The sequence below is a fragment of the Saccharopolyspora erythraea NRRL 2338 genome (assembly GCF_000062885.1).
In the GTDB taxonomy this organism is placed as follows: domain Bacteria; phylum Actinomycetota; class Actinomycetes; order Mycobacteriales; family Pseudonocardiaceae; genus Saccharopolyspora_D; species Saccharopolyspora_D erythraea.
This window is the reverse complement of record NC_009142.1, coordinates 1689675-1703492: the sequence shown is the minus strand read 5'-3', so window position 1 is coordinate 1703492 and position 13818 is coordinate 1689675. Positions and strand designations below refer to the sequence as shown.

Genomic DNA, 13818 nt, shown 5'->3' with positions numbered 1-13818 from the left:
CGATGAGCCTCCTTGCTTCGGGCGGCTGCGAGACTGCCAGGCGTCCAGTAGCGTGGGCACAGACATTCGATAGCAGTGCCCGCTCAGGGAGACCCGAGGCTTGGCCGCCCGATCACATCCGACATCGACAAGTGCTGTTTTTGGTTTAACCGCCAGGGCGCGAGCCGAGACCTTCACAGAACCGAAAACCTGCCGACGGTAGTCGAACCCGACTGGGGCAAGCCCTGTTGAAAACCATCGCTGAAGGGCCGCCTTTGGCACAGTCCTCGGCGCTGGCCAAGCTATGCGTCAGCGCAGGCCGACCAGACCGCACAGCGAGGTCGGCCCAGCGGGTCAGAACAGGTCGAGCAGGGCGTCGACGGTGAGCCAGAGACCGAACACCGCGAACAGCGTCGCCGCGCCGTAGCGGATGAGCCGTTCGGGCAGGTGCTTTCCCAGCATCAGGCCGACGCCGATCGCGAGCGCGTCCGCCAGGACCATGCCGATGGTCGAGCCGATCCACGTGCCGAGCCAGTCGTGCTGCGCTGCCAGCGTGACGGTGGCGAGCATCGTCTTGTCGCCGAGCTCGGCGAGGAAGAACGCCACGGTCACGGCCAGCACCGCGGAGCCGGCCAGGCGCCCGGCCTTGCTCTTCTCCTTCTCGGTGAGGTGGTCTCCGCGCAGGGTCCACGCGGCGAAGCCGAGGAACGCCAAGCCCGCGACCAACCCGATCCAGTCGGTGGGCAGCGCGCTGCCCATACCGAACCCGAGCAGGACCGAGACCGCGTGCACGACGGTGGTCGCCAGCGTGATGCCGAGCAGGACCTGCCATGCCCGGTACCGGGTCGCGAAGGTCATCGCCATCAACTGGGACTTGTCGCCCAGCTCAGCCACGAAGATCGCAGCGGAACTCACCGCGAAACCGGTCAACATTCTTCTGGTCACCTCTCGGTCACGGCCGGACCGGAAGCGCGCAGCCTTCGGCCCGGCTACGGATGCCGGGTCCGAAGGTCTCGCCCACCCCGGAACCGAGGCTCCGCGACCGGGTTCCGGGCAACGCCGGAACCAGTGTGTCGACCGCGAAATTGAGGACTACTCCCCTTCTGCCACCAAACCATACCGCCTTTCATCCGGTTATCAACAACCATGTGCTTCGCCGCACATTTCACTTCGGAAATGCGGAAGATCCAAACACTCCTTTCGGTGCGCCACAATCCCACCATTCGCCTTTGCGGAAGAATGGTATTCAGCGCACGAATTCCCAATAGCCGATCGCGGAAACCCGCCCACCGGCCACCCGTCCAGGTGGTTGCCGACCGATGCTTGTTCAGGTGTCGGGCGCGGTGACCGGGACTGAGGCAGCGTCAGCCGTTGCCGGCGTTGCCATCTCGGACCCCGAGGTACCAGCGCGGGCAGCGGGGGAAGCACTGCCCGAACCGGCGCCCGAAGGTGCGGGTACCGCGGGAAAGCCAACGGCGGAGCGGCCACCGCCAGCGGTTGGTTCGCCGTCAGTGGCGCGTCCGCCAGCGCTGGAGGGGCCGCCGGAGAGGGCGTGACCGTCGTCGGGGGCTGGGTCCGGCGTCGGTCTGAGCGCCAGGACGCGGCCGGGCACGTCGGGGTCGCACTCGAGTCTTGCGAGCTGCGCCCGGATGGCGCTTCGGGTGCGGCCGAGTTCGGCTGCGAGGTCGCCGGTCAGCTCGCTGCCGGAGGTGGCGCCGCTTCCGTTGTGCATCCAGGTGGTCCGGAGGCGTTCGTTGTCCTGCTCCGTCCACGGCTGGCCCGCATTGGGTGCTCGCGCCGAACGGCCTCGCGGTGCGCGTTTCGGCTTGCCGTGCAGGGTCGCCAGGCCCTCCAGGGTCCGCCCGAGGAAGGCTGCCGTGTCGGCGAGTCCGCCCACCGCCACCAGGAGGTTGCCCTCGGCGACGATCGTGCCGTCCTGGTCGGCACCGGTGAACTCGACGGCCACCGACGCCGGTTGGTCGTCGTCGGCCGAGCTCATGGCGTTGATGCCGTAGATGTGCTTGCCCACTCGTACTTCGTCGCGAAAGTCCATGGCGGTGACGCTAGAGGTGGGCGAGAAGGATCACGGGTAGTCAAGCACCGCTTGCGCACCTGTGTCGGGCAACTCGAACGGGTGATGTTGATACGACACCGGGAGCTGTCAGGGGTGGCGGCCTGCGGCAAGGGGAGGCGATGGTCGCAGACGGGGGCGGGTGGTGCGTGACACAAGGCCGGGGCGGGCGCCCAACGCAGGGGCGGGCGGCGCAGACAGACGGCCTGATGGCGCAAGGCAGGTCCGGTGGCTCATGTCACCGGCGGAGGCGGAAGAGTGCGGGGTCCTCGTGGCGTTGGAGGAACTGGTCGATGCGCCCCGTGTCCCCCGGGCCGCAACTATTCGCCTTCGCGGAATACCGTCCGGCTGGAGCCGCGTCGCGCCATTCGCCGAGAGGCGACCGGGCGCATCGATCCGGACGCCGATCCCCACCCTTCTCCTCGGGTGGGGATCGTCCTGTACCAGAGCTGCGGGCGGAAAAGCGCAGCGGTGACGAACCCTCGTACCTGGGCGGAACCCGCTCGGGGCACCAAGAACCTCAGGGCATCAAGAATCGCTCAGGGCACCAGGAACTCGCTGTCGCGGGCGTCGGTGATGGCCATGTGGCCTGGCGCGTGGCCGATGGCGAAGGGCGGCCTGGACTGCATCACAGCCGCCTGCGGGGTCACGCCGCAGGCCCAGAACACGGGGATCTCACCAGGCCTGATCTCCACCGGCTCACCGAAGTCCGGGCTGTCGATGTCGCCGATGCCCAGGTCCGCGGGCTCGCCGATGTGCACCGGTGCGCCGTGGACCGCCGGGTAGCGGGACGTGATCCGCACGGCCGTCGCCACCATAGAAGCCGGCACCGGACGCATGGACACGACCAGCGGACCGGACATCCTGCCCGCCGGCCTGCAATCGCGGTTCGTCCGGTACATCGGCACGTTGCCGCCGGTCTCGATGTGCCGCACCGGCACGCCCGCCTCCAGCAGCGCGGCTTCGAAGGTGAAGCTGCATCCGACGAGGAACGACACGAGGTCGTCGCGCCAGAGCCCCGTCACGTCGCCGACCTCCTCGACCAGCTCCCCATCGCGGTAGACGCGGTATGCGGGCAGGTCGGTGCGGAGGTCGCCGGCGAAGATCGAGGCGCTGGTCTCGCCGGGTTCGGTCACGTCCAGCACCGGGCACGACTTCGGGTTGCGTTGGGCGAACAGCAGGAAGTCGTAGGCGTAGTCGCGCGGCAGCGCGATCAGGTTGGCCTGCGTCCATCCGGCGCTGTATCCGGAGGTGGGGACTCGCAGGCCCGCGCGGAACGCGGCACGGGCGGCGGCGGGTGACATGGCAGAGGTGGGATTTCGCTGCTCAGCGGCGGTGTTCCCGGCGGTATCGGGGCTCGCGCAGGCGATGCCGGGCGCAGGAGCGTCACCCGACGCACCCACCGCGTCCGGGCCGCCTGCAGCGTGGACGTGGGGAAGGGACTCGGAAGAACCGCTCATCGCTTCGCACTCCTGTCCTGGGCGCGGCGGAACCGGACGCGCTGTCCGGGCCTGGCCTGCGCCGCCCTGTCGACGTCCGCCGAGGTCACCACCGCGATGACGGGATACCCGCCGGTGACGGGGTGGTCGGCGAGGAACAGCGTCGGCCTGCTCGCCGGCGGCACCTGCAACGCACCGGCGACCATGCCCTCGCTCGGCAACTCCTCGTTCCTGCGGCGGGTCAGCGCGGGGCCGTCCAGCCGCATGCCGACCCGGTTGCTCTCCGTCGTGACCTCGTAAACCGAGGTCAGCAGCACGTCGAGCGCTTCGTCGGTGAACCAGTCGTCCCGGGGCCCTGGCACGACCTCGAGCATCAGCTCCTCCGGCGGCTGGGCCACCGGCGCGAGCTCGATCACCGGGAACGCCGCGGGTGCCGGTCCCACCGGCAGCGTGTCGCCGACCCGCAGCGGCGCGGGGCCGAGACCCGCCATGACGTCGGTGGACCGCGATCCCAGCACGGGTTCGACGGAGATCCCGCCGCGCACCGCCAAGTAGCTGCGCAGGCCGCACGGCGGGGTGCCGAGCCGCACCTCCACTCCCGCCGCGACCCGCAGCACCGCGTGGGCCCCCTCCCCGCGTCCGCCCACGGTGATCGGGCACGGTGCCCCGGTTACGGCGATGGTCAGCTCGCGCCCGGCCCGCACCGCCAGGCCGCCGAAGGTGACCTCGATCGCCGCCGCACCCTCGGCGTTGCCCAGCAGCCGGTTCGCCAGCCGCAGCGAGCCCCGGTCGGCGGCACCCGACACGCCGACGCCGATGTCGGCGAGCCCGGGCCTGCCGAGGTCCTGGACCGTGGCCAGCGGACCGGTTTCCAGCACTTCCAGCACGGCTACCCGACCTCCTCGAACCGCACCCGCACCCCGGGTCGCAGCAGTGCGGGCGGATCGCGGTCGACCCGCCAGATCTCCAGGTCGGTGCGACCGATCAACTGCCACCCGCCGGGCGACTCGCGCGGGTAGACGCCGCTGAACTCGCCCGCCAGCCCGACGGCACCGGCGGGTACGCGAGTCCGGGATTCCGACCGCCTGGGCACCTCGAGCTTCGGCGAGCCGCCCGAGAGGTAGCCGAAGCCCGGCGCGAAGCCGCCGAACGCGACGGTCCACTCCGACGAGGTGTGCTCGTGCACGACCTCGCGTTCGGAAAGCCCGGTCAGCTTCGCGACCGCGGCCAAGTCCTCGCCGTTGTAGACCACCGGCACGCGCACCAGCCCCCCACGTCGCCGCGAGTTGCGCCCCGGACGCGTCGAGCGGACCACGCGCTCGACCTCGGCCGGGTCGGTCCGCGTCGGATCCAGCCGCAGCAGCAGCGTCCGCGCCGCGGGCACCAGGTCGGTGACGCCCTCCGGCAGCGACGACGACAGCGCGGCGTAGAGCGCCTGGACGGCGTCGAGGTCGTCGAGCTCGACGAGCAGTCCCGAGTCGCCGCAGTACAGCACCCGCATCACCGATCACCCGCTCCGCGGCGCGGCGAACGCCGCCAGCCGCACTCCCTCGGCGGTGAGCCGGTCGCGCACCGCCTCCGCAACGCGCACCGCCCCGGGGCTGTCGCCGTGCACGCAGATCGAGTCCGCGCGCACGGTGATGAGCGATCCGTCCACGGCTTCGATGGGCTCGCCGCGCGCGATGCGCACGCACCGGTCGGCGATGGTCTGCTCGTCGTGCACCATCGCGCCCGGTTCCCGGCGCGGCACCAGCGTCCCCTCCGAGGTGTAGGCGCGGTCTGCGAACGCCTCGCGGAAGGTCCGCAGCCCCGCTTTCTCAGCCAGTTCCAGCCACGCCGAATCGGGAAGGCCGAGTACCACCAGGTCCGGGTCGTAGTCGCGCACCGCCTCGACGACCGCAGCGGCCTGCTCGCGATGGTGCACGATCGCGTTGTACAGGGCACCGTGCGGTTTGACGTAGCTGACGTCGGCGCCCGCTGTGCGCGCCAGCGCCCGCAGCGCACCGATCTGGTAGATCACGTCGTTGGTCAGCTCGCGCGGGGCGATGTCGATGAACCGCCGCCCGAAGCCCGCCAGGTCGTTGTAGCCGACCTGTGCGCCGACGGCCACGCCCCGCGTGGCGGCGTGCTCGCACGCGTCGCGGATGACGGTGGCGTCTCCGGCGTGGTAGCCGCAGGCGACGTTGGCGCTGGTGACGATGCCCAGCAGGGCGGCATCGTCACCCAGTTCCCACCGGCCGAAGCCTTCCGCCAGGTCCGAGTTGAGATCCACCGCAAACCCTCCTCACTGCCACAGAGCGACGATGCCGCTCACCGAGTTCACCCCTAGGTAGAGCGTGAGCAGCCAGGCGACCACGCCGATCAAGAGCAGCCAGCGCGGGTAGCGGTACCCGCCGAGCAGGTCCCGGCGGCGCAGCGCCACCCACAGCAGCACGCCGAACCCGACCGGCAGGATCAGGCCGTTGAGCGCGCCGGCCAGCACCAGCAGCGTCGTCGGCGCCTGGTCCAGCAGCAGGAACACCGCCGCCGAGACCGCCACGAAGGCCACGACCAGCCAGTTGCGCGAGCGCTCCAGCTTCGGCGAGAACGTCACCAGGAACGACACCGACGTGTAGGCGGCTCCGACGACCGAGGTGATGCTGGCGGCCCACAGGATGAATCCGAACATCCGCAGGCCGATCTCGCCCGCCGCGTGCTGGAACGCGTCGGCGGTCGGATTCGCACCCGAAAGGGCGACACCACCCGCGACGACGCCGAGGACCGCGAGGAACAGCACCAGCCGCATCACGCCGGTCACCAGCAACGACAGCACGGAGCTGTTGCTGACCGACTTCACCTGCTCGGGGCCGGTGATACCGGCGTCCACCAGACGATGGGCACCCGCGTAGGTGATGTAGCCACCGACGGTGCCGCCGATCAGCGTGGTGATCGCCAGGAAGTCGATCGTGTCCGGCCAGACCATCTGGCGCATGGCGTTGCCGACCGGCGGCCCGGAGACGACCGCGACGTAGAGGGTCAGTCCGATCATGACCACGCCGAGCACGACGACGATCCGGTCCATCGCCACCCCGGCCCGCTTGCTCAGGAAGATCCCGATGGCGATCAGCGCCGAGACGGTGCCGCCGATCTTGGCGTCCAGCCCCACCAGCGCGTCCAGGCCGAGCGAGGTGCCTGCGACGTTGCCGATGTTGAACACCAGCCCACCGAACAGCACCAGCGCGGCCATCACGTAGCCGAGGCCGGGCAACACCTTGTTGCCGAGATCCTGGGCCCGCATGCCGGAGACGCCGATGACCCGCCAGACGTTGAGCTGGACGGCGATGTCGATCAGGATCGACAGCAGGATCGCGAAGGCGAAGGCAGCGCCGAGCTGCACCGTGAACTGCGTCGTCTGCGTGATGAAGCCCGGCCCGATGGCGCTGGTGGCCATCAGGAACACCGCGCCCAGCAGGGCGCCCCGCTTGGCCGTTCCGGATCTGGGCACTTGCTCGGTCTGCTCCGCCATTGGAACTCCGCTCCCTCATCAACCAGCACCTTCGCCGGTGCTGTGGCCTACCTCCCACCGCGGTTCTGGCAAAGATAGGAATTGTTGAACAATCCTGCAATACCCTTCGCCGAACTTTCTCGTTAAGCTGCTCCGGAGAGACCAACCACCAGGGAGCTCGATGACCGCCACGGACCAGTGGACCGACCTGCTCGCCGCCGACCGGGGGCTGCTGGACCGGACGAGCGCGGCGGAGCAGGTGGCCGGCGTGCTGCGGCAGCGGATCATCGAGGGCAAGCTCGAACCCGGCACCCAGCTCTCGGAGAAGGGCGCCGCCGAGGCGCTGGCGGTCTCGCGCAACACGCTGCGCGAGGCGTTCCGGCTGCTGGTGCACGAGAGGCTGCTGGTGCACGAGTTCAACCGCGGCGTGTTCGTCCGGGTGCCGTCGGTGGACGACGTCGAGGACCTCTACCGCTCGCGCCGCATCCTCGAGGTGGGCGCCGTCCGCCGCGCCTCGGACGCCCCGGACGAACTCGTCGCCGACATCGACGCGGCGGTCTCGGAGGGCGAGCGGGCGGCGCGACGGCAGCGCTGGAAGGATGTCGGCACCGCGAACATGCACTTCCACCGCGCCCTGGCGGCGCTGGAAGGGAGCACGCGCCTCAACGAGACGATGGACCAGCTGCTCGCCGAACTCCGGCTGGCGTTCCACGTCATGGAGCACCCCCGCGAGTTCTACGAGCCGTACCTGGAGCTGAACCGCGACATCGCCGACCTGATCGCGGAAGGCCGGCTGGAGACGGCGGTCGTGCGGCTGGACGACTACTTCGACAAGGCGCAGACGCAGCTCGTCCACGCCTACACGCTCAAGCACCGGCAGCGGACGCACGTCGCCGAGGGATGACGCCGGTAGCGGCAACACCCCTCGGGTCGCGTGCCGTCAGGGGCGGTGCAGAACCAGGTTGAAGGCGCGGCCGTAGCGGGCGGCCGCCCTCTCGACGGACTCGAAAACGGCGAACTGGCTGCGCCCGTTGTCGTCCTGCCAGTACAGGACGGCGCTCTCGGGCAGCTCCATGCCCCAGATGCAAACGTTGTCGGCGTCCGGTTCGCCGTTCTCGTCCGGCCACGCCAGTCCGAAGACGCGCGGTGTCATCGGCAAAACCTCCCTGGAATCGGTAGCGGTACCGGCGAGTGTCCACACGGGAACCCAGAAGCGGGAACACGGAATCGGGAACGGTCCGATCGGGAACACCGGAATCGGGAATCCCGATCCTGGTTTCCCGCGTGGATCATTGGACGATCACCGTTGATCGGAGGTCGGTCCCGTGGTCACGACGACCATCCCGTTCCGGCGCCGTCGCCTGGCGCGCCGCATCCGCCGGCTCCGCGAGGCCGCCGGGATGACGCAGGAGCAGGCCGCGGCCGGACTGGACATGTCCACCAGCGCTCTGAGCCGCAAGGAAACCGGGGAGGTGGCCACGTCGGTGCACGAAGTGCGCTCGATGATGGACCTCTACGACACCTACGACGAGGACCTGCTCGAACTGGCCCGCGCGGCCAAGGAGAAACCCTGGTGGCACGCGTATGGGATCAAGAACAGGGGGTACTTCGACCTGGAGGAGGACGCCATCTCCATCCGGGAGTGGCAACTGTCGTACGTGCCAGGACTGTTGCAGGCCGAGGAATACACGCGGGCGATCTTCAAGAACAGCAAGGAACTGACCGCCGCGGAAGTCGAGAATGCCATCGCAGCGCGGATGCGGCGGGGGCAACGCCTGACCGACGCGGAGTCACCACTCGGTCTCACCGCGATCGTGGAGGAACGGGTGTTGACCCGGCCGGTGGGCGGAGCGGAGGTCATGCGGCGGCAGCTCCGCAAGATCCTGGAGATCAACGAGCTGCCCAACGTCTCGTTTCAGGTCGTCCCGCACGCGAGGGAGTCGCATCACGGTCTGGAAGGCTCGTTCACGCTGCTCAGCTACCCAGAGCATGACGAGCCTGACATCCTGTACATCGAGCACACGGTCGGTGCCATGCACGTCGAGAAGGACCACGCCATCTCCATGGCTACCCGGGTTTTCGAACGACTGCGTGCCGAGGCACTGAACACCAGTGACTCCGCCAAGCTGGTGCATCGCCTGGCTGGCGGGCACTAGGCGAAGGGATGGCAGGTATGGATCTCGCTGACGCCCACTGGCGGAAGAGCAGCCGGACCGGTGTCGGGGGCAACGGCAACTGCGTCGAGGTCGCCTTCGTCGGGGCCGCTGTCGCCGTCCGGGACTCCAAGGACCCGGACGGCGCAGCGTTGGCGTTCACGCACGAGGCGTGGGCGGCGTTCCTCGACCGCCTCAGCTCTTGAGGAACTTCGCCAGGCCGTCGAGGTCGTCGGTGTTGATGTGGTCGACACCCGCGTCGACCAGCTCGCGCCACACCGCTTCGCGGTTGGGCAGCGCCGCGTCCGGCGTCGCCCAGAACCGCACGCGCTGACCGGCGGCGTGCGCGTCGTCGACGATCTTGTGCAGCTTCGCGCGCTGGTCCTCGGGCATGCCGCCGATGCCGACCCACGAGAACTCGTTCGTCCAGTTCTGCGAGACCAGCGGCACCAGCTTCGCGTCCGCGCCGATGCCGAGATCGCCGTCGGCATTGATGCGGCCGTCGTAGAACGCGTAGCGGTCGTCCTGGCCTTCCATGACGTCGCGCGGGCGGTCGCCGGAGAGCACGATCGTCACCGGCCCCCGCTTGACCTCGCCCCCGGCGTAGTGGGTGAAAACACCTGCATACGCCGGGTCGCGCACGATCTTGTCCAGCAGCTCGTACGCCGCCGCGCCATCGGCCTTGATGTCGACGAGGAGCTGGAACCCGCCTTCGTAGCCGGGGAAGACCGATCCGCCGTTGGCCTTGACCAGGTCGCGCAGCGGGTCCAGGTAGAGCGCCCGGAGGTTGCGCTCGGGCGTGGTGTCGGGGCGGTCGTGGGCGACCAGCAGCGCGCCGTCGACCAGGTGGATGTCGGCTTCGACGCTGGTGAAACCGCGGTCGAGGGCGTCGAAGAGCGGCCGGTCGTGCTCGTAGTCGTTGTGCGCGTGCGCCTGCGGCAGCGGTGTGACGGCGCTCGGCGCGCCCGCCGACGCCGGTAGCGCGCCGACCAGCAAGGCCAGCGACATGGCTAACAGGGGGACAATCCGGCGCACGGCAAACCTCCCGGCGGATCGGGGTGATCAACGCCGGGAGGTTATCCGCGGTCGGCTACTCGTGGGTGAACTTCGGCCGTCCGCCGATGACCTCTGAGGCGAACGGCGCAGCCGGGTCAGTCCAGACCGGCGAAGAGGTCGTTCTCCCAGTTGTGCGGCCCGGAACCGGGGCCGCGTTCACCGCGCACGAGCACGTAGTGCTCGATGGCGAAGCGCGGGTCCTGCACCAACGTGGCGAAGAAGTCGCCGTCGTCGAGGCTGACCTGGCTGCGGTAGGTGCGCAGCGCGGCGAGCTTCTTCGCGTGGTGGTCGCGGCCGTCGAGCACGGCGGTGATGTCCTCGTCCGGGACGGTGAAGGGCTCGAAGCCCTCGATCCCGGCCGCCTGGACGTCCTTGACGAACGAGCGCGGCAGGGTCATCCAGTAGACCTTCGGCACGTCCCAGGGTTCGCCGAGCTCGGGCAGGTAGGCGGGGTCGGCGGCCGGGCCCAGCGCGTACATCAGCGCGTGGTTGGCGGCGATGTGGTCGGGGTGGCCGTAGCCGCCGGTGTCGTCGTAGGTGACCACGACGTGCGGGCGTTCGGCGCGCAGGATCTCGACCATCGCGCGGGTCACGTCGTCGCGGTCGGCCTTGGCGAAGCACTCGGCCGCGTCGTTGGTGTCCTCACCGGCCATGCCGCTGTCGCGGAAGCGTCCGGGGCCGCCCAGCCAGTGGTGCCGGATGTCGCCCAGCTCGCGCAGCGCCTCGGCGATCTCGCCGCGCCGGTGCTCGCCGAGCGCGTCGGGATTTCCGCGCAGGTGCGCGAGATCGTCGGCCACGACCTCTCCCAGCTCGCCGCTGGTGCAGGTCACCAGGGACACCGTCGCGCCCTCGTTCGCGTAGCGCGCCATCGTGGCGCCGGTCCCGGTCGACTCGTCGTCGGGGTGGGCGTGGACCAGCAAAAGGCGCCGTTCACTCATATGTACGAGCGTAGCGAAGTTCCGCCTGCTGCTCCGGAGTTTTCCGCCACTGTTCCCCTCGGCGTCAACGCCGGGCACGCTGGTGCGGCGAGACTCCGCCGGTGAGTTCGCAGGACTGGAGGGAGACGTTGTTGTCCCGATCTCGGGTGACCAGACGAGGTGTGCTCGGCATGGCGGGCCTGGCGGGCGTCGCCGGGGTCGTCGGCGCCGGGCACGCGATGGCCCGCGCGAAGGGCCCGCTCATCGGCCCCGCCCAGGGCGAGCGGCTGCACGTTATGAGCTTCAACATCCGCTACGACTCCAAGGCCGTGCCGCCCAGCCCCGACGCGTGGAGCACGCGCCGCCCGATCCTGGCCGAGCTGCTCAACGCCGAGTCGCCGACGCTGCTCGGCGTGCAGGAAGCGCTTTACCGCCAGGTCAAGCAGGTCCACGCCGACATCCCGGCGCACTACGACTGGATCGGGCTCGGCCGCGAGGGCGGCGGGCGCGGCGAGTTCATGTCGATCTACTACGACACCCGCCGCGTGGAGCCGCTGGACTACGACCACTTCTGGCTCTCGGACACGCCGAACGTCATCGGGTCGGCGAGCTGGGGCAACACCGTGGTCCGGATGGTCACCTGGGTGCGGTTCCGCGACCTGCGCACCGGTCGCGAGTTCACCCACGTCAACACGCACTTCGACCACCAGTCGGAGAACTCGCGGCAGCGCAGCGCGGCCCTGGTCCGCGACCGCATCGCGGGTTTCGACGCCGGGCTGCCGGTGCTGCTGACGGGCGACTTCAACACGCGGGCCGGGGACTCGGAGTCCTACCGGATCCTCACCTCGGGCGGGCTCGCCGACGGCTGGGAGACGGCGGCCGAGCGGCTGACGCCGGCGTGGGGCACCTTCGGCGGGTACGAGGAGCCGGTCGAGGGCGGCGACCGGATCGACTGGCTGCTCGCCAACGACCGGGTGCGGGTGCTCAAGGCCGCGATCAACCCGTTCCGCAAGGACGGCTGGTTCCCGTCGGACCACCTGCCGGTCCACGCGCTGGTCGAGCTCGCGTGAGGCTGCCGTGAACGACGAACTGGTCCTCACCGGCGGACCGATCGTCACCATGGACCCGGCGAACCCCACCGCCGAAGCCGTCGCCGTCTCCGGCGGCGTGATCACGGCGGTGGGGACGCGGGCGGCGGTCCTCGGCCTCGCGGGCCCGTCGGCGGAGGTCGTCGACCTCGGCGGGAACGCGCTGCTGCCCGGCTTCGTGGAGGCGCACGGGCATCCGAGCCTGGGCATGTCGTTCCGCGGTCGCGGTGTCATCGACGTCCGGGCGCCGGTCTGCCCGACCTCGGAGCAGGTGCTGGCCAAGGTGCGAGCGGCCGTCGCGACGGCCCAACCCGGCGAGGCGCTGACCATCGTCGGGTGGGAGGAACTGCTGCGGCCGGAACTGCCGGAGCCGACGCGCGAGTACCTGGATCACCTCGCACCGCGCAACCCGCTGGCCGTCCTGCACAACAGCGCCCACTCCGCCTGGGGCAACACGCTCGCCATGGCGGCAGCCGGCATCAACCGCGACACACCCGACCCGGCGGGCTCGTGGTTCGTGCGCGACGAGAACGGCGATCCGACCGGCCGCGCCGAGGAGATCCCGGCGACGATCATGATGGCCGGTGCGCCGCTGGCGGTGACGCCGGAGGAGGTACCGGTGCTGCTCGCCCGCGAGTACGCCGCCTACGCCGCGGCGGGCGTGACGACGGTCGGCGAGCTCGCGCTCGACCCGTCGAGCCGCCCGCTCTTCCACGCGCAAGCTCACCCGGCGGTGCGGGTGCGGGCCTACCGGATGTCCAATTGGCCGGACGTGGACGGACCGGCCGGTGGGCCGCTGTTCCGGGACGTCGGGGTGAAGCTGTGGGCGGACGGCTCGCCGTGGGTGGGCACGTTCGCGGCGTCGTTCCCGTACCAGGACACCGAGGTCTCGCGGCGGCTCGGCGTCGCCGGCAAGCGCGGCTGCTGCAACTACACGCAGGCGCAGGTGCGCGCGCTGTGCCTCGAAGCGCTGGCCGCCGGAGAGCAGATCGCCGTGCACGCCCAGGGCGACACCGCGATCGACCTGGTGCTCGACGCGATCGAAGCGGCGCTGCGGGAGGTGCCGCGCGAGGACCACCGGACCCGGCTGGAGCACTGCTGCCTCATGACCGGCCGGCAGTACCGGCGGGCGGCGGAGCTGGGCGTGACGTGCAGCCTCTTCCTCGCCCACGTGCGGTATTGGGGCGATGTGATGGGCGAGCTTTTCGGGGAACGCGCGCAGGGGTGGACGGCCGCCCGCAGCGCGCTGGACGCCGGAATCCGGGTCTCGCTGCACAACGACGTCCCGGTCACACCCAGCTAGCCGCTGCGCAACATCGAGGTCGCGGTGACGCGGCGCACCGCCGGCCGCGGGGTGGTGCTGGGCGCGGCGGAGCGCATCACGGTCGAGGAGGCTCTGCGGGCGGTGACGATCGACGCGGCGTGGCAGCTCCGGTCCGAGCACGAGGTCGGATCGGTGGAGGTGGGCAAGCAGGCCGACTTCGTCGTCCTGAGCGCCGACCCGCGAGCCGTCGAGCCGGAGGAGATCGGCGACATCGAGGTCCTGCGCACCTACCTCTCCGGCCGCCCGACCTCGTAGGAGGCGAGTTTGCGGCTCCACTCGCCGGTCAGCTATTTCTGCCTTTGCAGAC

At 70.2% G+C, this 13818-nt stretch carries 14 protein-coding genes and 1 pseudogene; 5 read left to right on the top strand and 10 right to left on the bottom strand.

What is annotated here, in order from left to right; all coding sequences use genetic code 11:
- Positions 1 to 333: 333 nt before the first annotated feature.
- From SACE_RS07640 to SACE_RS07610, 7 genes are all read right to left on the bottom strand, one after another.
- Positions 334 to 912, bottom strand: coding sequence for a TMEM165/GDT1 family protein (locus SACE_RS07640; protein ID WP_009948182.1), 579 nt, complete (start codon positions 910 to 912; stop codon positions 334 to 336).
- A 394-nt stretch (positions 913 to 1306) separates the two neighbouring features.
- Positions 1307 to 2032 (bottom strand): RodZ family helix-turn-helix domain-containing protein, encoded by a 726-nt coding sequence (locus SACE_RS07635; protein ID WP_011873393.1) that lies wholly within the window; start codon positions 2030 to 2032, stop codon positions 1307 to 1309.
- Positions 2033 to 2589: 557 nt separating this feature from the next.
- A complete protein-coding gene (locus tag SACE_RS07630; RefSeq protein ID WP_269453543.1) occupies positions 2590 to 3420 on the bottom strand; it encodes a putative hydro-lyase in 831 nt (276 codons plus the stop codon).
- An 86-nt stretch (positions 3421 to 3506) separates the two neighbouring features.
- Positions 3507 to 4376, bottom strand: a complete 870-nt coding sequence (locus tag SACE_RS07625) for a 5-oxoprolinase subunit C family protein (protein WP_009948186.1) — start codon at positions 4374 to 4376, stop codon at positions 3507 to 3509.
- Between the two features lie 2 nt (positions 4377 to 4378).
- Complete coding sequence (locus SACE_RS07620; protein WP_009948187.1) at positions 4379 to 4990, bottom strand: 5-oxoprolinase subunit B family protein; 612 nt, start codon at positions 4988 to 4990, stop codon at positions 4379 to 4381.
- Positions 4991 to 4996: 6 nt separating this feature from the next.
- Positions 4997 to 5761, bottom strand: a complete 765-nt coding sequence (locus SACE_RS07615; RefSeq protein WP_009948188.1) for a LamB/YcsF family protein — start codon at positions 5759 to 5761, stop codon at positions 4997 to 4999.
- A 12-nt stretch (positions 5762 to 5773) separates the two neighbouring features.
- Positions 5774 to 6994, bottom strand: coding sequence for an NRAMP family divalent metal transporter (locus SACE_RS07610; RefSeq protein WP_009948189.1), 1221 nt, complete (start codon positions 6992 to 6994; stop codon positions 5774 to 5776).
- A gap of 160 nt (positions 6995 to 7154) precedes the next feature.
- On the opposite strand from SACE_RS07610, the gene SACE_RS07605 reads away from it, so the two are divergent.
- Positions 7155 to 7877 (top strand): GntR family transcriptional regulator, encoded by a 723-nt coding sequence (locus tag SACE_RS07605; protein WP_009948191.1) that lies wholly within the window; start codon positions 7155 to 7157, stop codon positions 7875 to 7877.
- Between the two features lie 36 nt (positions 7878 to 7913).
- Here the strand turns inward: SACE_RS07605 and SACE_RS07600 are convergent, their stop codons facing one another.
- Positions 7914 to 8126 carry a hypothetical protein gene (locus SACE_RS07600; RefSeq protein ID WP_009948192.1) on the bottom strand — a complete coding sequence of 71 codons (213 nt, stop codon included), beginning with the start codon at positions 8124 to 8126 and terminating at the stop codon, positions 7914 to 7916.
- Positions 8127 to 8298: 172 nt separating this feature from the next.
- Here SACE_RS07600 and SACE_RS07595 point away from each other — a divergent pair, with 172 nt between their 5' ends.
- Positions 8299 to 9129, top strand: coding sequence for a helix-turn-helix domain-containing protein (locus SACE_RS07595; RefSeq protein ID WP_009948193.1), 831 nt, complete (start codon positions 8299 to 8301; stop codon positions 9127 to 9129).
- A gap of 17 nt (positions 9130 to 9146) precedes the next feature.
- Positions 9147 to 9332, top strand: coding sequence for a DUF397 domain-containing protein (locus tag SACE_RS07590; protein ID WP_009948194.1), 186 nt, complete (start codon positions 9147 to 9149; stop codon positions 9330 to 9332).
- Here the strand turns inward: SACE_RS07590 and SACE_RS07585 are convergent.
- The gene (locus SACE_RS07585; protein ID WP_009948196.1) at positions 9322 to 10134 is read right to left on the bottom strand and encodes a phosphatidylinositol-specific phospholipase C/glycerophosphodiester phosphodiesterase family protein; all 813 of its coding nucleotides are present in this window, start codon (positions 10132 to 10134) and stop codon (positions 9322 to 9324) included. The genes SACE_RS07590 and SACE_RS07585 overlap by 11 nt on opposite strands.
- Positions 10135 to 10277: 143 nt before the next feature.
- Positions 10278 to 11102, bottom strand: coding sequence for an N-acetyl-1-D-myo-inositol-2-amino-2-deoxy-alpha-D-glucopyranoside deacetylase (gene mshB, locus SACE_RS07580; protein WP_009948198.1), 825 nt, complete (start codon positions 11100 to 11102; stop codon positions 10278 to 10280).
- Positions 11103 to 11266: 164 nt separating this feature from the next.
- Between mshB and SACE_RS07575 the strand changes: the two genes are divergently transcribed.
- Together SACE_RS07575 and SACE_RS07570 are read left to right on the top strand one after the other, a co-directional pair.
- Entirely contained in the window at positions 11267 to 12169 is a 903-nt protein-coding gene (locus SACE_RS07575; protein ID WP_231849941.1) for an endonuclease/exonuclease/phosphatase family protein, read from the top strand.
- A 49-nt stretch (positions 12170 to 12218) separates the two neighbouring features.
- Positions 12219 to 13766 (top strand): annotated as a pseudogene (locus SACE_RS07570) (amidohydrolase).
- The last annotated feature ends 52 nt before the right edge of the window (positions 13767 to 13818 follow it).

Coding starts and splice junctions, on each gene's coding strand:
- SACE_RS07640 (WP_009948182.1), bottom strand. CDS start 912: ATGTTGACCGGTTTCGCGGTGAGTTCCGCTGCGATCTTCGTGGCTGAG.
- SACE_RS07635 (WP_011873393.1), bottom strand. CDS start 2,032: ATGGACTTTCGCGACGAAGTACGAGTGGGCAAGCACATCTACGGCATC.
- SACE_RS07620 (WP_009948187.1), bottom strand. CDS start 4,990: ATGCGGGTGCTGTACTGCGGCGACTCGGGACTGCTCGTCGAGCTCGAC.
- SACE_RS07610 (WP_009948189.1), bottom strand. CDS start 6,994: ATGGCGGAGCAGACCGAGCAAGTGCCCAGATCCGGAACGGCCAAGCGG.
- SACE_RS07605 (WP_009948191.1), top strand. CDS start 7,155: ATGACCGCCACGGACCAGTGGACCGACCTGCTCGCCGCCGACCGGGGG.
- SACE_RS07600 (WP_009948192.1), bottom strand. CDS start 8,126: ATGACACCGCGCGTCTTCGGACTGGCGTGGCCGGACGAGAACGGCGAA.
- SACE_RS07590 (WP_009948194.1), top strand. CDS start 9,147: ATGGATCTCGCTGACGCCCACTGGCGGAAGAGCAGCCGGACCGGTGTC.
- SACE_RS07585 (WP_009948196.1), bottom strand. CDS start 10,134: ATGTCGCTGGCCTTGCTGGTCGGCGCGCTACCGGCGTCGGCGGGCGCG.